Origin of the sequence: Stenotrophomonas sp. GD03819 (genome assembly GCF_029841665.1) — a bacterium.
Taxonomy (GTDB): Bacteria; Pseudomonadota; Gammaproteobacteria; order Xanthomonadales; family Xanthomonadaceae; genus Stenotrophomonas; species Stenotrophomonas geniculata.
On record NZ_JAOCEW010000005.1, the window covers coordinates 112,073 to 128,136 of the forward strand.

Here is a 16,064-nt window from a genome sequence, read left to right on the forward strand (position 1 = left end):
CCCGACCCTGCAGGAACGGGGCCTCCATGGCCCCGTGAAGGCCGGTCAGCCGGCCTGGATCGACTCATCCGGACGACGCTCCAGGACCTGGTCGACCAGACCGTAGGCCTGCGCCTCGAAGGCGCTCTTGAAGTTGTCGCGCTCGGTGTCACGCGCGATCGTCTCCAGCGACTGGCCGGTGTGCTTGGCCAGCACCTCGTTCAGGCGCGAACGCAGGGTCAGGATCTCACGTGCGTGGATGTCGATGTCGGTGGCCTGGCCCTGGTAGCCGCCCAACGGCTGGTGGATCATCACACGCGAGTTCGGCAGCGCATAGCGCTTGCCGGCTTCGCCTGCGGCCAGCAGCAGGGCGCCCATCGAGGCAGCCTGGCCGATGCAGGTGGTGCTCACATTCGGCTTGATGTACTGCATGGTGTCGTAGATCGCCATGCCGGCGGTGACCACGCCACCCGGCGAGTTGATGTAGATGTTGATGTCCTTTTCCGGGTTCTCCGATTCCAGGAACAGCAACTGCGCCACCACCACGTTGGCCATGTGATCGTCGATCGGGCCCACGAGGAAGATCAGGCGCTCCCTCAACAGGCGCGAATAGATGTCGTAGGCACGCTCGCCGCGGCTGGTCTGCTCGACCACCATCGGAACCAGGTTCAGGGCTTTGGTTCGGTTGTCCATTACGTGAGGTACCTATCTTGGGGGGCAACAACCCCGCGCCGGCAAAGGCGCGGGGCATCCGGTGATCCGCCCGGGCTTACTGGCGGATCGCGTCCTGGAACGACAGCTTCTCTTCGGTGTGCTGGGCACGCTCGGCGATCCAGTCGATCACCTGCTCTTCCATCACACGGTTCTGCAGGCCAGACATCAGCTGGGGGTCATTGCGGTACATCTCAATGACCTGCTCCGGCTCTTCGTAGGTCGAAGCGATCAGACGCATCGTTTCGTTCAGGCGCTTGGCTTCCAGGCGCAGGTCGTTGATGCGGGCCACTTCACCGACCAGCAGGCCGACCAGCACGCGCTTGGCGGCCGCTTCCTTGAAGCCTTCGTGGGCATCGGCCGGGATCTCGCCAACGTTCTGGCCGTTGCGGCGGATCTGCTCGACCTGCTGGGCCAGCATGGCGCGGGCTTCGTTCTCGACCAGGCGCGGCGGCATTTCCACCGAGGAATAGGCGGCGATCAGCTGCTCGCCGACCTCGCGGCGCAGGCGGTTCATCAGGGCACCCTTCAGCTCGCGCTCCAGGTTGGCGCGGATGTCGCTGCGGAACTGCTCCACGTCGCCGCCCTTCACGCCGAAGCTCTTGATGAAGGCTTCGTCGACCGCCGGCACGACCGGCTCGGAGACTTCGGCAACCTTGACGGTGACCTGCACGGTCTTGCCGGCCAGCACCGGCACGCGCCAGTCAGCCGGGAACTCGACGTCCAGGGTCTTCTCTTCACCCTTGGCCAGGCCGACCAGGCCCTTTTCGATGGTCTCGAACATCATGCCCTGGCCGAGCACGATCGAACCCTTCTCGGTGCCTTCGGCCGGCAGGCGCTCTTCGCCGGCCTGCGACCAAGTTTCCACCGCGACCAGGTCACCGTCCTGCGCGCCACGGCTGACCGGGGCCCAGGTACGACGCTGGTTCTGCAGGTTCTCGATCATCTGGTCGATGTCGGCGTCGGTGATCTCGGCGGTATGGCGCACGACGGTCAGCTTGCTGACGTCGATGTCGCCGAAGTCCGGCACCACTTCCACGGTGGCCACGAAGGAGAACTCACCCTCGTCGCCCTTGTCGATGCGCGGGCTGCCGACGATGCGCAGGTCGTGCTCGCGCACGGCCGCGTCGAAGGTTTCGCGCAGCAGGCCGTCCAGCGCCTCACCACGGACCTGCGCGCCGAAGCGCTGCTCGATCACCTTGGCCGGCACCTTGCCCGGACGGAAACCCTTGATGCGGGTGGTACGGGCGATTTCGCCCAGGCGGCCGACGATGTGGCTCTGCAGACGCTCTTCCGGCAGCGAGAAGCTCAGGCGGCGTTCCAGGTTGCCGGTGGATTCGATCGAAGCTTGCATGTTGACTCCTGCCACCGGTGGCCCACGCCCCCGGCTCGATGATTGGGATGAAACGGTTGTAAGGACACGACGTCTGGGACGCGCCTGCTTGCCGCAGCCCTTTAGTTTCGCCCAATTCGGCCTGCACTGCCAGCGCGTGCCGGTCAAGGGGGGCGCAGATGGCCCGATCAGGGCGGGGACAGGCCGGCACTGGTGCGAAAGGGGGGACTCGAACCCCCACGCCTTGCGGCACTGGAACCTAAATCCAGGGCGTCTACCAATTCCGCCACTTTCGCGTGGCCGGCTCAGGCATTCATTGTCGCAGGCGACGGCGGGAATCGGAAGGCCTGCACAAAACTGAACATGACAGCCATGTGCTCATTGCCCGCCCCGAAGGTCCTGCGACCGTTCGGGACGGCAGCGACTCAGTGCTTCGCCTCGGCAGGGGACGCAGGTGCGTCAGCGCCCTGCCCGGCCGCCACATCCACCTTGCGGATATCCACGCCACCCTCGTCGGCGCGACGCAGCTCCATCGCCTCCGGCGCCGCTTCACCCTCCACCGGCTGCGCCGGCTGCATCTGCATGGCGTCACCGACCGGGCGCGCCGGAACCGCCCCTGTACCTGCATCGCGCTCCACGGTCTGCGCCGGATCACGTTCCGGCGCGCAGGCCACCAACACCAGCAACGCAAATGAAACCCACAGCCCCCGGCGCAGTCGTTTCATATCGGCCATCAGGATCTTCCTTCGTACATGCATGCGCTCTCGGCGCGGAAGATCCATTGGGTGCGATGAAGGGCGCAGCGCGGTGAGAAGCAGCGCACAGCATTGAAAACACTGATGACGCGTATGCCCCTGATTTCAGCATCGCTTCAGTAGATCCACGCCATGCGCGGATGAAACGCCACCCGGCGAACAGGCAAGAAAAAAGCCACTTGGCGAACCAAGGGGAAGCTGCTGCGCATTCGCGCCGCAGCCCCACTTCACCAGCCCCCACATCCCCGCGGCTTCGCCGCGCCCCCTTGACTCAAGGGGGCTCCACTCCAGCCAGCACCGCTGGTATCTGCAGACGCCACCCGGCGAACAGGCAAGAAAAAAGCCACTTGGCGAACCAAGTGGCTTTCGTCTGGTGGGCTGTCAAGGATTCGAACCTTGGACCTATTGATTAAGAGTCAACTGCTCTACCAACTGAGCTAACAGCCCGAAATCGGGGCGCGAATTATGACCCGATCCGCTCGGTGGGTGCAAGCACTTTTTTCAACGTGGTTGAAACCAGCACTGCGGTCCCGCTGCTGCTGCAGATCCGCGCCGAGCGGGTTCTGCAACGCGTGCCCCATCGAAACGATGGGAGTCACACCTATAAGAAAAAAGCCACCTGGGGTACCAGGTGGCTTCTGCCTTGGTGGGCCGTCAAGGATTCGAACCTTGGACCTATTGATTAAGAGTCAACTGCTCTACCAACTGAGCTAACGGCCCGTGAAACTCAGACGCACATTGTAGCGTGCTTTCTGTTTATTGCAATACCGTTTCGGCTGCGCCGATGCGGTTGAATCAGTGGGGTGGCTGAGGGGATTCGAACCCCCGACCACCGGAATCACAATCCGGTACTCTAACCAACTGAGCTACAGCCACCACTGAAACTTTCGCTCCACCGCCGATGAGGCTGACGTTGGAACTTGATGCTTTGCTACCGGGCGGAACCAGAAGTCCGTCCCCCGAAGCGAGTCCGGCATTTTCCGGGAGTCGCGAAGGAATTGCAAGCACTTCTTCACATTGATGTGCAGGGGCCGGAACAGGAGATCAGAGCTGCTCCGCCGAGATCACACGCACGGCGTCCCCATGCTCGTCCAGGAATGACAGCGTGGCCTCCCCCTTCGGCGTGACCTGCAACTGCTGGCGCGGCTGGCCCGCTCCGTCGAGCAGCTGAAACATCGCATTGTGCGACTGCGTCCTGCCAGGAAACACACGACGGGCAATGGCTTGCACACCTGCGCGTGCAAGCGCTTTAGGCCGAGAACATCGGCCGCCGCTGTCCATCTGCAACATCGTTTCGATCACGTCGATCGACGCACTGCGTTGGTCCGTCGCCCCCGTCAGCAGGCCAGTCAACGCCAGCGAGGTGACACCGCCGCAGTACAGGGCAAGCCGCCGTTGGCAACTGCGCAGACGATGCACTTCGGCCAGCACCTGCTCTACCTCTCCCGCGCCTTTCCAAACTGCATCTCATGCCGAGCGCCAGAAGGTGCGTGCCGCCTGCGCCGAAGGTCAGGTGCAGGCAAACAGCTCGCCATGGTCGGACGCACTCCCGACGGCGTGAACGATTGGTGAACGAATCGTGAATGAATCTCAAACGGGAATGGGGGAGATCCATTCATACAACGTTAGCTGCAGGACATGGAACGCGAGGCGCACGTTTGCAACCATGCCGGTTCCTGCAATGAAGGTGAGATCAATAGATGAGCAAGCGGCTAATCGGATTCGTCACGCTGGCAGCGGTGCTGGCAGTGGCAGCCGTTGCAATGTACGGCTACCGGCAGCAGCCAGCTGCCGATGCCACGGCAGAGGAATCCGGGAACAGTGGCAGCCTTGATGAAAGGCCCGACCAGGGAAGGCAGCTTCCGGCGTCAGGTGCGGCGGCCGCGCAGAGGCTGGAGCGGGACAACAAGATCCCGCCGGGCTCGTACAAGGCGGTGGGCCCCAAAGCCTACGAGATCGTAAGAGGCAATGAGTTCCGGCCTCCCGGTGACGCGCTCGCCCACGTCAAGCAACTGATGCTGCGCTCCGAATCCGGAGATGCCACGGCAACCTACGAAATCTATCGAACCATCGAGCAGTGCCAGACCTTCATCTCGGATCGCGCTGACAAGCTGGCGGATTCAGCCACCACGGTCGGGTCCGGCAACTGGTTCCTGGAGCGATCGGAACGAATCCTCAAAGAGTGCGAGTCGCTGGCTCTGGATCAGGACATCTATCACGCCGATTGGCTTTCGAAGGCCGCCGCCATGGGCTCGCAGGAAGCGATGCGCGCTTACTCGCGATCGCCGGAGAAAGTCATCGGTTCGCTTGATGACGCAATCCGTGATCCCGCGGCGCTCGAGGCGTGGAAGGACACCGCCACCGGATATCTGCGCGAACTGGAATCACAAGGGAACGTCAATGTCATCAGCGACATGGCGATGGCCTACACGTATGGCGGCATCGTTCCTGCGGATCCCGTTGCCGCCCTGGCGTACACCCGCGTCCTCAACCGGCTGGACCCACGTTTTGCCACCACCACTGACATTGCCAACCATGAGAAAAACCTGAGCAGCCAAGAGAAAGAGAAAGCCCGCATTTCATCGAACGAAATCTTCAAGAACTGTTGCATCCCACGATAAGGACCTATTGTGAAAGCTAGACTGATTGGGATTATCCCTTCGCTTGGTAGAAACTCCATTCCCGCCATTGCAGGCGTGCTGCTGTTCATGGCAGCCGGGAGCCTTCAAGCGAAAAAGCTTCCTGGCGTCATCAACTGCACCGCCGGATGCACGCTGGCAACCCCGTATCCCGATCCGGTGACCAACCAGCAGCTTTCCCAAGAGGTCCAGAAGCTCAATGACGGCCGGACCACCGTCTGGACAGCCCAGACGCGAGTCCAGACCGGCGATGTCCTGACCGTCTGCAACGGTATTTCCTGCGTCAACTACACGTGGCGAGGTGCAGGTTTCGACTCCGGCGAAGTGATTTCGACCGTCCTCCCGCCCAACTCCCGGGGCGGTGGTGGTGGCGGCGGTGGTGGTGGCGGCGGCGGCGGTGGCAGCGGCCCGATCAGCGGCGGCTGCCACGGCAACTGCGGTGGCGGCAAGGTCCGGGTGGGCGAACTGGAACAGATGTGATCCATCCAGGGCGCACTCGACCAGAGTGCTTCCATCGCGACCATCGCGACTTGGGAAAGGCCAGCGCATAGCGCTGGCTTTTTTCGTTGCCGGGCACATTGCCCCAACCCAGGCGGCGCTGCTCAAGCACCTGCGGAGTGAGCCGATCATCGCCAGACGCAGGTTCACCGCAACCCGCCTGGCATCACGCCGTGCGACTGCACCCCAGGCAAAGGGCATCTTTCATCGGAAAAGAGGAAGGTGGAACGCTCGCCACCCAGGATTGCCCAGCCATCGAATGGGAACCGATGTTCGCGGGCGTGAGTTCATAAACCATTGATTCCAATGGCGCGCCCGACAGGAATCGAACCTGTAACCGCCGGCTTAGAAGGCCGGTGCTCTATCCAGTTGAGCTACGGGCGCCCGAACCGGAACGGTGTCCAATCCGACGTGATGTGGGATTGGTCGGGGTAGAGGGATTCGAACCCCCGACATCCTGCTCCCAAAGCAGGCGCGCTACCAGACTGCGCTATACCCCGGTCTTGCAATCCCCTCGGGCCATGCCCGGGGAGTTGGTCATTGTCGCCAAGCGCATTGGGAACTGTCAACGCAGGATGTACAGATCCGGCGCCTGCCACAACGCCGAAAGCAGTCATCGGCTATGCTCACGCCCATCGGCCGGATGGCCGTCCAGACCCTCATTCGCACGGAGAACGCGCATGCGCAGCGGCAACCCGGCTCTTTCCGAGTCCACCTTCCTCGACCTCGCCAGCGGCTCGGTGGTGACCAGCCCCGACCAGGCAATGACCCTCAACGGCACCGTCAACAAGACCGGTTTCCTGCTGCTGTTGACCGTGCTGACGGCCGCTTTCGCCTGGAACCAGACCATCGACGACTACGGTCAGGTTTTGCCCGGTGCCAGGCTGTATGCCATGGGCGGCGCCATCGGCGGCCTGGTGCTGGCGCTGATCACCGTTTTCAAGAAGGAATGGTCGCCGGTCACCGCGCCGATGTACGCGCTGGTGGAAGGCCTGTTCCTCGGCGCCATCTCGGCCGTGTTCAACGCCAAATTCCCGGGCATCGTGTTCCAGGCCGTGCTGCTGACCTTCGGCACTCTGTTCGCGCTGCTGTTCGCGTACCGCAGCGGCCTGATCAAGGCCACCGAGAACTTCAAGATGGGCGTGGTCGCGGCCACTGGCGGCATCGCCCTGCTCTACCTGGCGTCGTTCGTGCTGGGCTTCTTCAACATCGACGTGCCGGTGATCCATGACTCCAGCTGGCTGGGCATCGCCTTCAGCCTGTTCGTGGTGGTCGTGGCCGCGCTGAATCTGGTGCTGGACTTCGACTTCATCGAGACCGGTGTCGCCCAGCGTGCACCGAAGTACATGGAGTGGTATGGCGCATTCGGCCTGATGGTGACCCTGGTCTGGCTGTACGTTGAATTCCTGCGCCTGCTGTCGAAAATCCAGCAGCGCTGAGCCGCAACATGCAATAGACGACAAAGGGCGCCCTTCGTGGCGCCCTTTGTCGTTCCTCCCTCAGCGCGCCAGCAGCACCGGCAGCGACGATACCAGCAACGCGATGCCTGACGCGGTCAGCAGGCCCAGCACGAGCTGCCGGAAGCGCGCCTCGCTGATGCCGATGTAGACCCTTGCACCCAGCAGGGTCGGCACCAGCATGGCCGGTGCCACGATGGCGAAATACGGCAGCATCTGCCGGCTGACCAGGCCGCTGCCGACATAGGTGGCCATGGTCACCGCCAGCATCGCCAGGTTGAAGTTCTGGATGACCGCGCGCTGTTCGTCCTTGCCGAAGCCTCGCAGGGTGCTCCACAACGTCGGCACCGGCCCGGCAAAGCCGCCAATGCCACTGAGCACGCCACCGGCCATGCCAGCGATCGCATCACCGATACGGCCGCCGACGCGGACCGGAGGCAACGAGCGCGCCATCAGCATCACCGGGCACCACAGCGCCAGGAAGCCGCCCAGCAGCGCCTTGAACCAGTCCATGTCCAGCTGCGGCAGCACCATCACGCCCAGCGGAATGCCGGCCAGCCCGCCCAAGACGAAGGGCAGCAACAGGCGCAGGTTGAAGCCACGGCGCACGGTGAACACCGCCACCAGCTGACCGACCAGCGCACCAAACACCGACAGCGTCGCCGCCAGCCGCGGCTCCAGTCCCCATGCCCAGAACGACATCGCCACCATGCCAAAGGCGAAGCCGGACAGGCCCTGCACGAATCCGGCGACGATCGCGCCCAGCGCGACCAGCAGATACACCGACTCCATCACCACCTCGGTTGCAGCCGCGCGACTACCCTGCCGCGCCCACCTGCGCAGCGTAGTGCGCCGCAAGGTGCTCGACCAGCGCACGCACCTTGGGAGCAAGCGCACGCGCATGTGGATACAGCGCGAAGTAGCGTCGCTGTCCCGCATGCCAGGCCGGCAACACACGGATCAAACGACCGGCGCGCAGGTCTTCCTGCACCGTCAGTGCGGTGAACAGGCTGATGCCCATTCCCGCCAGCGCGGCGGCATACAGCGCCGGCGTCGCATCCACGCGCAGGCGTTGCCCGGCCTCGATGCTCGCACTGGCACCGCGCGGCCCCTGCAACTGCCAGGGCGGCATTGACGGCGTGGGACTGAAGCCCAGCAGCGTGTGCTGCGCCAGATCCGATGCCTGACGCGGCAGACCATGATGCGCCAGATAGGCCGGTGCAGCGACCAGGATGCGCGGGCACCTGGCCAGTTCGCGCGCGACCAGCTGGCTGTCCGGCAGCGAGGCCGCGATACGCAGCGCCAGGTCAAAGCCACCACCGACGACATCGACCAGTTGATCATCGGCCGACAGGTCCAGCGAGACCTGCGGGTAGCGCTGCAGGAACGACGGCAGCCACTGGGGCAGCTCCTGGCTGGCGACCACCTGCGGCACGCTGATGCGTACGGCGCCACTGGGCTGCGCCTGCCCGGCGCGCGCGCGGTCGTCCGCTTCCTGCAGGCGATCGAGCAGCACGCCGGCCTCCCGGTGATAGTCGCGCCCGGCTTCGGTCAACGACAGCCGCCGACTGTTGCGATCGAGCAGGCGAACCTGCAGGTGATCTTCCAGCTGCCGCAGTTGCCGTGACATCGCCGAGTGGGTCGTGCCCAGGCGTTCAGCCGCAGCGGTGAAACTGCCTGCGTCGACGATGGCGCGCAGCGCACGCAGGGCGGCGAAGTGATCCATCGGCGAGCGACTCCAGGTGACGGGGCCCACGGCATGCGGGCCCACCAGCTTATCAAGCGCCGTCGCCGGCCTTGCGCACCGGCAGCGCCAGGATCGCGTCGGTGTTCATGACATCACCGAAGGCGTCTTCGATCTGCGCCAGCGAGGCGTCATGCAGCGCGCGATGATCGATGCGCTGGCCACTGGCCAGGTCCAGGTCGCGGCTGGCGCTGGCATCGGACGATACGATCACCCGGTAGCCGCGCGGTGCCGCCGCCGCGTCGCGCGCAGCACCGGCCACACAGGCATGGGTCTGCAGGCCGGTGACGATCAGGGTGTCGATGCCGGCATCCTTCAGGACCGTGTCGAGCATCGCGGCCGAGTTGCCAGCGAACACGCTGACATTGTCCTTCTGCACCACGGTCTCACCCTTGCGCGGCTGCAGGTCGCGATGGAAGGCGGCATTGACGCTGCCCTGCGCGAACAGCGGTGCACCGGCCGGCAACACATGCTGCACGTGGATCACGCGGATGCCGTGAGTATCGGCGAACTCGACCACCCGCCTGGCCTGGCGCAGTGCGGCCACGCCATCGGGAATGACCATGCGGCCACCAGCAAAGCCGGGCGCGGCGCTGGCATCGAAGTATTCGTTCTGGAAGTCGATCACCAGCACGGCGGTCTTCGCTGCATCCAGCGAGGCCGCGACCGGCGCGCCGGCCATGTGGCGGATGGTGGGATGGGACGGTTCGGCGGCAGCGACCGGGGCGGTGGCGGCCATGCCGATCAGGCTGGCCAGGCCGAAGGCGGTGAGGTTCATGGGAGGGTTCCTGTGCGGTGGGTGTGGGGCACAGGATGCGGAGCGATTGGCGCACGAACCAGCCGTGCCGGGGCACATGACCTGTGCGAAACCCGCACAACCGATCATTCCGTCATCCACGCATGGCGTGGATCTACCGGAAAACGCAACGGGGCGCCCGAAGGCGCCCCGCTGGGATCCAACCGAGGCCGACCGGCCGCTTACAGGCGGCTGGCGATGGCCTTGGCGAAGCTCATGGTGGTGCCGGTGCCGCCCAGGTCGCCGGTCAGCGAGTCCTTGGCTTCCATGGTCGCCACAATGGCCTTGCGCAGGCGCGCGGCGTTTTCCGGCTGGCCGACGTGGTCCAGCATCTGCGCGGCTGCCAGCAGCAGCGCACACGGATTGGCCTTGCCCTGGCCGGCGATGTCCGGCGCGGTGCCGTGCACGGCTTCGAAGATCGCCGCGTCCTTGCCGATGTTGGCACCCGGGGCCAGGCCCAGGCCGCCGACGAGGCCGGCACACAGGTCGGAGATGATGTCGCCGAACAGGTTGGTGGTGACGATCACGTCGAACTGTTCCGGACGCATCACCAGCTGCATGCAGCAGTTGTCGACGATCATTTCCTGGAATTCGATGTCCGGATACTGCGCGGCCACTTCACGGGCGACATTCAGGAACAGGCCCGAGGTCGACTTGATGATGTTGGCCTTGTGCACGGCGGTGACCTTCTTGCGGCCGGTGCTCTTGGCCAGCTCGAAGGCGTAGCGCACGATGCGCTCGGAGCCCTTGCGGGTGATGCGGGTGCCGGAGAAGGCGGTCTCGCCGTCGGCCGACACTTCCTGGCCTTCGGCCAGGTACGCACCTTCGGTGTTCTCACGAACGGTGATCAGGTCGACGTTGTCGAAACGCGACTTGGTGTTCGGGAAGGTGTGGGCCGGACGCACGTTGGCGTACAGGTCGAAGTGACGGCGCAGGCTGACGTTGATCGAGGTGAAACCACCACCGACCGGGGTGGTCAGCGGGCTCTTCAGCGCGACCTTGTTGCGCGCGATCGATTCCAGGGTCACCGCCGGCATCAGGTCGCCGTGCTTTTCCAGGGCCACCAGGCCGGCGTCGGCGTCTTCGTACTCCAGGCCAGTCTTGAGCTGGTCGAGCACGAACAGGGTGGCGTCCATGATTTCCGGGCCAATGCCGTCGCCGCGGATGACCGTAATTTTCTGCGTCATTGATCGATGTTCCGAACAGGGGGAAAAACGCCGTCCGGACGTGCCCGGAAACGCCGGCGCAAAGGAAGTTTCACCGGCAATTATGCCTGAGCCGGGGCCGAGGTCCCAAATAGACCATGGTCCCAGTGCCCGGCTCAGGCAGAATTGCCCGCGCATTCCACCTTATCCCCGCGCCTGTCGGCGCGCCCCCTTGAACAACAAGGGGGCTCCTGGACTGTTGGATTGCGGGAAATGCCCCGGCGCTACCTCAGTGCTCGTGCGCTGCCGGGGCGGCGGCGCCGCCTTCGAGCTGGTCGAGGAAGTCGACCGCGCGGCGCAGGTGCGGGATCACGATCGAGCCGCCCACCACCAGGCCGACCGAGAAGGTCTCGAAGAATTCTTCACGGGTCACCCCGGCGTCCTTGCACTGGGCCACGTGGTAGCTGATGCAGTCGTCGCAGCGCAGCACCATCGAGGCCACCAGGCCCAGCAGTTCCTTGGTCTTCACGTCCAGCGCACCGGCCTGGTAGGTCTGCGTGTCCAGCGCGAAGAAGCGCCGCACCACCTGGTTCGGCTCGCCCAGGATGCGCTCGTTCATGCGCTTGCGGAACTCGGTGAACTCGGCGATGCGGTCCTTGCTGCCGTCGTCGGCCGCGCTCATGCCTGGCCCTGCCCGGCCAGCAGCGGCTCGAGCTTGCCTTCACGGTGCAGGGCCATCATGTCGTCGTAGCCGCCCACATGGACGTCGCCGACGAAGATCTGCGGCACGCTGGTACGGCGGGTCTTGGCCATCATCTTCTCGCGCTCGACCGGGTCCAGGTCGATGCGGACCTCGGTCCATTGCTGGCCCTTGCTCTTCAGGAAGTTCTTGGCGGCCACGCAGTACGGGCAGACGGCGGTGGAATAGATGGTGATGGCGGGGGCACCGCCGGCGGTCTGGGCTGTCACGGGAAACTCCACGATGGATCGACGGTCTACATATGGTACCGGTGCGCTGGAAATTCCACGCCACGGCCGCAACACTGTGGATTAACGAATGGTTGCCCCCTGCCCTGCCACGCTTGGCGCGCCCCGCCCGAGGACCTCCTGCTTGCGAGCCCTGCTGCTGACTACCGCCGTCACCCTGGCCCTGGCCACGCCGCTGGCCCAGGCCCAGGAGAAGCTGCCCGACATCGGCTCGTCGGCCGGCGAGCTGCTGACCCCGGCCCGCCAGGCCGAGTACGGCGCGATGATGCTGCGCGAGCTGCGCAACTACGGCTACCTGCTGGACGACCCGCTGGTCAACGACTGGCTGCAGACCATGGGCACCCGCCTCGGCTCCAACAGCGACCAGCCGCGCCAGCCGTACACGTTCTTCGTGATGAAGGACCGCCAGATCAACGCCTTCGCCACGCTGGGCGGCTACATCGGGGTCAATGCCGGCCTGGTGCTGACCGCCGAGCGCGAGGACGAGGTGGCCGCGGTGCTGTCGCACGAAATCGCCCACGTCACCCAGCAGCACGTGCTGCGCGGAGTCGAGCGCGCCCAGCGCGACCAGATCCCGATCCTGCTCGGCATGCTGGCGGCGGTGGTGGCCGCGCAGGCCAGCAACAGCACCTCCTCCGGCAACGCGACGATGGCCGCGATCAGTTCCGGCATGGGCCTGATGCAGCAGCGGCAGATCAACTACACCCGCTCCAACGAGTCCGAGGCCGACCGCCTCGGCATCCGCACCCTGTCGCGCAGTGGCTACGACGTGGATGCCATGGCCGGCTTCTTCGAGCGGATGGCATCGGCGATGCGCGGCAACGAGGGCGGCTACAGCGTGCCCGAGTTCCTGCGCACCCACCCGGTCAACATCACCCGCATCAGCGAGGCCAAGGCCCGCGCCGAGCAGATGAAGAAGGACACGGTGCTGCTGACCACCACCACCCCCAGTAGCGAGCGCAGGGAGCGCGTGGACCCGACCGATCCCAGCCTGGCCGAACCCCTGTTGCGCGGAAACAACCCGCTGCTGCCCAGCAGCGTGCTGCGCATCCCGATGGGCCAGCTCAGCCGCGGCGCCAGTGGCGACTTCGACTGGGCGCGCGAGCGCCTGCGCGTGCTCAGCGCGGACTCCACCCCCGAGCTGGAACGCGAGTACGCCGATCTGGCCAAGCGCCAGAAGGACGGCCTCAACGATGCCCAACGCTATGGCCAGGCGCTGGCGGTGATGCGCAGCGGTCGCGCCGGCGCCGCCCAGGCCCGGCAGACCCTGGCAGGCCTGCTGCAGACCCGCCCGGACAATCTGTGGCTGGCACTGGGGCTGGGCGAGGCCGAATCGCGTGCGGGCCAGACCGCCCAGGCCAACAGCCGCTTCGAGCAGCTGCTGCGCCAGCACCCCAACAGCCGTCCGGTGGCGCTGACCTATGCCGAGATCCTGAACGAACAGGGCAGCCGCGAGGCCGGCCAGCGCGCGCAGGCCATGCTGCGGCCCCTGCTGTCGCAAAGCGGTAACGATCCGGTCTTCCAGCAGCGGTACGCCCGCGCCAGCGAACTGGCCGGCGACAGCGTGCGTGCCAGCGAGGCCTACGCCGAGGCGGCCTTCCTCAGCGGTCGGCCCGAACAGTCGCTGATGCAGCTGCAGGCGCTCAAGCGCAATCCGGCGCTGGACTATGTCGGCCGGGCACGGGTGGATGCGCGCATCGAGGCGATCACCCCCACCGTGCTGGAGCTGCGCCGCCAGGGCGTGCAGGACCCGGATCTGGACCGCCGCTGAGCGCTGCATGACCGGCCGATGGCAATCCAGGCCGGTTCCGGCCAGGCAGTCACAAACATGTCATCAAACCGTAGTCTACTGGCACCACTCCAGTAACCGAGCCCTACGGTGTCCTCGTGCAGAAACGCATCCTGATCGTCGATGACGAGCCCGCGATCCGTGAAATGGTCGCCTTCGCCCTGCGCAAGGGCGATTACGAACCGGTCCACGCCGGCGACGCCCGTGAGGCCCAGACCGCCATCGCCGACCGCGTTCCCGACCTGATCCTGCTGGACTGGATGCTGCCCGGCACCAGCGGCCTGGACCTGGCCCGCCGCTGGCGCAAGGAAACCCTGACCCGCGAAGTGCCGATCATCATGCTGACCGCCCGCGGCGAAGAGAACGATCGCGTCGGTGGCCTTGAAGCTGGCGTCGACGACTATGTGGTCAAGCCGTTCTCGGCGCGCGAACTGCTGGCCCGCATCCGTGCGGTGATGCGCCGCGCCCGCGAAGATGACGAGGACGGCAGCGTGGCCGTCGGCCCGATCCGCATCGACGGCGCCGCCCATCGCGTGTTCGCCAACGACCAGCCGGTGCCGATCGGCCCCACCGAATACCGCCTGCTGCACTTCTTCATGACCCACCCCGAGCGCGTCTACACCCGCGCCCAGCTGCTGGACCATGTCTGGGGCGGCAGCGTGTACGTGGAGGAGCGCACCATCGACGTGCACATCCGCCGCCTGCGCAAGACGCTGGAACCGTTCAACGCCGAAAACATGGTGCAGACCGTGCGCGGCGCCGGCTACCGCTTCTCCACTGCTACCTGAGTCTCGTCGTGCCGGCGCGCCACGCACCTGCGGGTGCCGGCGCCGGCAACTCTGCTATAACCCTCGGTTCACCCCAGTGAACCGCCGCACCTCAACGACGAGATCGCAATGCCCCGCCACATCCGCTCTGCCTGGTTGAAGACCCTGGCCACCGTTGCCGCGGTACTGCTGTTCGCCGGATTGGTGGGGTGGTTCACGGGCCATCTGTGGTTGTGCATCGCACTGGGCGCACTGGCCACGCTGGCATGGCATTACTGGCGCCTGCGCAGCGTGCTGCGCCGGCTGACCGCGCGCCAGCGCTGGGACACCGCCGAAGAAGGCACCGGCGTCTGGAACGAGCTGGACCGCCTGCTGTACCGCAACCAGGTGGAAATGCGCGTGCGCAAGCGCCGCCTGCTGGACATGCTGCGCAGCTACCGCGCCGCCGCCGCCGCGCTGCCCGATGCCGTGGTGGTGCTGGATCGCAACAGCCAGCGTGTGCAGTGGTTCAACGAAGCGGCCACCGCCCTGCTCGGCCTGCATCATCCGGGCGACCTCGGCGAGGCCTTGGTCGAACGCCTGCAACCGATGCCGCTGGCGCATTGGCTCGCTGGTGGCCGCAATGCCGAGCCGATCCTGGACGTGCCCTCGCCGGTCGACCCGGCGATCCGCCTGAACCTGCGCCTGATTCCCTATTCCTCCGATTACTGGCTGCTGATCGCCCGCGATGTCAGCAAGCTGCTGCGCCTGGAGCAGGTGCGCCGCGACTTCGTCGCCAACGTTTCACACGAGCTGCGCACGCCGCTCACCGTGGTCCACGGCTATCTGGACATGATGGACCCGGAGGATTTCCCGGGAACCGGTCCGATGCTGGAAGAAATGCGCAAGCAGAGCCAGCGCATGGCCCAGCTGGTGGAAGACCTGCTGACGCTGTCGCGCCTCGAGTCGCAGGAACACAGCGAGGAAGAGACCGTGGCCATGCAGCCGATGCTGGCCACCCTGCGCCGCGAAGCCGAAGCGCACAGCCAGGGCCGCCACCAGATCAGCATCGACGATCTTGCCGGCGTTGACCTGCAGGGCTCGACCAAGGAACTGCACAGCGCCTTCTCCAACCTGGTCACCAACGCGGTGCGCTATACGCCGGCCGGTGGCCGCATCGCCGTGGAATTCCGCCGCGAAGGCGACGGCGCCGTGCTGGCAGTGCGCGATTCCGGCTACGGCATCCCGGCCACCCACCTGCCGCGCCTGACCGAACGTTTCTACCGTGTCTCCAGCAGCCGCTCCCGCGAAAGCGGTGGTACCGGCCTGGGCCTGTCCATCGTCAAGCACATCCTCGGCCTGCACCATGCGCGGCTGGAGATTGAAAGCGAGGTTGGCAAGGGCTCGGTGTTTTCCTGCCATTTCGATGCCGACCACGTGCGCCCGCGCGACTCCGCCCCCCTGACTTCCATCGAAGAATGACGC

16 protein-coding genes and 6 tRNA genes are annotated in these 16,064 nt (G+C 65.5%); 6 read left to right on the forward strand and 16 right to left on the reverse strand.

Translation table 11 applies throughout. From position 1 onward, the window contains the following. Positions 1–45: 45 nt before the first annotated feature. The 8 genes from clpP to N5D45_RS04725 form a co-directional block, all read right to left on the reverse strand. Positions 46–672, reverse strand: a complete 627-nt coding sequence (gene clpP, locus N5D45_RS04690; RefSeq protein ID WP_279938498.1) for an ATP-dependent Clp endopeptidase proteolytic subunit ClpP — start codon at positions 670–672, stop codon at positions 46–48. Between the two features lie 76 nt (positions 673–748). Further along, complete coding sequence (gene tig / locus N5D45_RS04695) at positions 749–2,044, reverse strand: trigger factor (protein WP_010483893.1); 1,296 nt, start codon at positions 2,042–2,044, stop codon at positions 749–751. A 190-nt stretch (positions 2,045–2,234) separates the two neighbouring features. Beyond that, a tRNA-Leu gene (locus tag N5D45_RS04700) sits at positions 2,235–2,319 on the reverse strand. Between the two features lie 129 nt (positions 2,320–2,448). Then, positions 2,449–2,757: a hypothetical protein gene (locus N5D45_RS04705; RefSeq protein ID WP_197657330.1), complete on the reverse strand. Its 309-nt coding sequence runs from the start codon at positions 2,755–2,757 to the stop codon at positions 2,449–2,451. A 392-nt stretch (positions 2,758–3,149) separates the two neighbouring features. After that, positions 3,150–3,225: transfer RNA gene (locus N5D45_RS04710), tRNA-Lys, on the reverse strand. 197 nt (positions 3,226–3,422) lie between these two features. Next, positions 3,423–3,498: transfer RNA gene (locus tag N5D45_RS04715), tRNA-Lys, on the reverse strand. A 79-nt stretch (positions 3,499–3,577) separates the two neighbouring features. Further along, positions 3,578–3,654, reverse strand: a tRNA-His gene (locus tag N5D45_RS04720). A gap of 168 nt (positions 3,655–3,822) precedes the next feature. Further along, positions 3,823–4,209 (reverse strand): hypothetical protein, encoded by a 387-nt coding sequence (locus N5D45_RS04725; RefSeq protein ID WP_197657331.1) that lies wholly within the window; start codon positions 4,207–4,209, stop codon positions 3,823–3,825. A 269-nt stretch (positions 4,210–4,478) separates the two neighbouring features. Between N5D45_RS04725 and N5D45_RS04730 the strand changes: the two genes are divergently transcribed. After that, complete coding sequence (locus tag N5D45_RS04730; protein ID WP_049454898.1) at positions 4,479–5,399, forward strand: hypothetical protein; 921 nt, start codon at positions 4,479–4,481, stop codon at positions 5,397–5,399. 9 nt (positions 5,400–5,408) lie between these two features. Then, positions 5,409–5,897, forward strand: a complete 489-nt coding sequence (locus tag N5D45_RS04735) for a hypothetical protein (RefSeq protein WP_279938499.1) — start codon at positions 5,409–5,411, stop codon at positions 5,895–5,897. Positions 5,898–6,222: 325 nt separating this feature from the next. Here the strand turns inward: N5D45_RS04735 and N5D45_RS04740 are convergent. Both N5D45_RS04740 and N5D45_RS04745 read right to left on the reverse strand, forming a co-directional pair. Beyond that, a tRNA-Arg gene (locus N5D45_RS04740) sits at positions 6,223–6,299 on the reverse strand. A gap of 39 nt (positions 6,300–6,338) precedes the next feature. Next, positions 6,339–6,415: transfer RNA gene (locus N5D45_RS04745), tRNA-Pro, on the reverse strand. Positions 6,416–6,595: 180 nt separating this feature from the next. On the opposite strand from N5D45_RS04745, the gene N5D45_RS04750 reads away from it, so the two are divergent. Further along, on the forward strand, positions 6,596–7,354 hold the full coding sequence (locus N5D45_RS04750; protein ID WP_126929896.1) for a Bax inhibitor-1/YccA family protein: 759 nt from the start codon (positions 6,596–6,598) through the stop codon (positions 7,352–7,354). Positions 7,355–7,414: 60 nt separating this feature from the next. Here N5D45_RS04750 and N5D45_RS04755 read toward each other — a convergent pair whose 3' ends face one another. The 6 genes from N5D45_RS04755 to grxC form a co-directional block, all read right to left on the reverse strand. Beyond that, positions 7,415–8,164 (reverse strand): sulfite exporter TauE/SafE family protein, encoded by a 750-nt coding sequence (locus N5D45_RS04755; protein ID WP_197656946.1) that lies wholly within the window; start codon positions 8,162–8,164, stop codon positions 7,415–7,417. Between the two features lie 25 nt (positions 8,165–8,189). Then, a complete protein-coding gene (locus tag N5D45_RS04760) occupies positions 8,190–9,098 on the reverse strand; it encodes a LysR family transcriptional regulator (protein ID WP_197656947.1) in 909 nt (302 codons plus the stop codon). Between the two features lie 52 nt (positions 9,099–9,150). After that, positions 9,151–9,894 carry a cysteine hydrolase gene (locus N5D45_RS04765; RefSeq protein ID WP_125437321.1) on the reverse strand — a complete coding sequence of 248 codons (744 nt, stop codon included), beginning with the start codon at positions 9,892–9,894 and terminating at the stop codon, positions 9,151–9,153. A 200-nt stretch (positions 9,895–10,094) separates the two neighbouring features. After that, positions 10,095–11,099 carry an isocitrate dehydrogenase gene (locus tag N5D45_RS04770; RefSeq protein WP_049412684.1) on the reverse strand — a complete coding sequence of 335 codons (1,005 nt, stop codon included), beginning with the start codon at positions 11,097–11,099 and terminating at the stop codon, positions 10,095–10,097. A gap of 247 nt (positions 11,100–11,346) precedes the next feature. Continuing rightward, entirely contained in the window at positions 11,347–11,739 is a 393-nt protein-coding gene (locus tag N5D45_RS04775) for a carboxymuconolactone decarboxylase family protein (RefSeq protein ID WP_004154542.1), read from the reverse strand. Next, the gene (grxC, locus tag N5D45_RS04780; protein WP_010483913.1) at positions 11,736–12,026 is read right to left on the reverse strand and encodes a glutaredoxin 3; all 291 of its coding nucleotides are present in this window, start codon (positions 12,024–12,026) and stop codon (positions 11,736–11,738) included. Before grxC ends, N5D45_RS04775 begins: the two co-directional genes overlap by 4 nt. A gap of 88 nt (positions 12,027–12,114) precedes the next feature. Here grxC and N5D45_RS04785 point away from each other — a divergent pair, with 88 nt between their 5' ends. From N5D45_RS04785 to phoR, 3 genes are all read left to right on the forward strand, one after another. Beyond that, on the forward strand, positions 12,115–13,815 hold the full coding sequence (locus tag N5D45_RS04785) for a M48 family metalloprotease (RefSeq protein ID WP_197656948.1): 1,701 nt from the start codon (positions 12,115–12,117) through the stop codon (positions 13,813–13,815). A 116-nt stretch (positions 13,816–13,931) separates the two neighbouring features. Continuing rightward, on the forward strand, positions 13,932–14,621 hold the full coding sequence (gene phoB / locus N5D45_RS04790; RefSeq protein WP_005408258.1) for a phosphate regulon transcriptional regulator PhoB: 690 nt from the start codon (positions 13,932–13,934) through the stop codon (positions 14,619–14,621). Between the two features lie 108 nt (positions 14,622–14,729). Continuing rightward, positions 14,730–16,061, forward strand: coding sequence for a phosphate regulon sensor histidine kinase PhoR (phoR, locus tag N5D45_RS04795; RefSeq protein ID WP_057503052.1), 1,332 nt, complete (start codon positions 14,730–14,732; stop codon positions 16,059–16,061). The last annotated feature ends 3 nt before the right edge of the window (positions 16,062–16,064 follow it).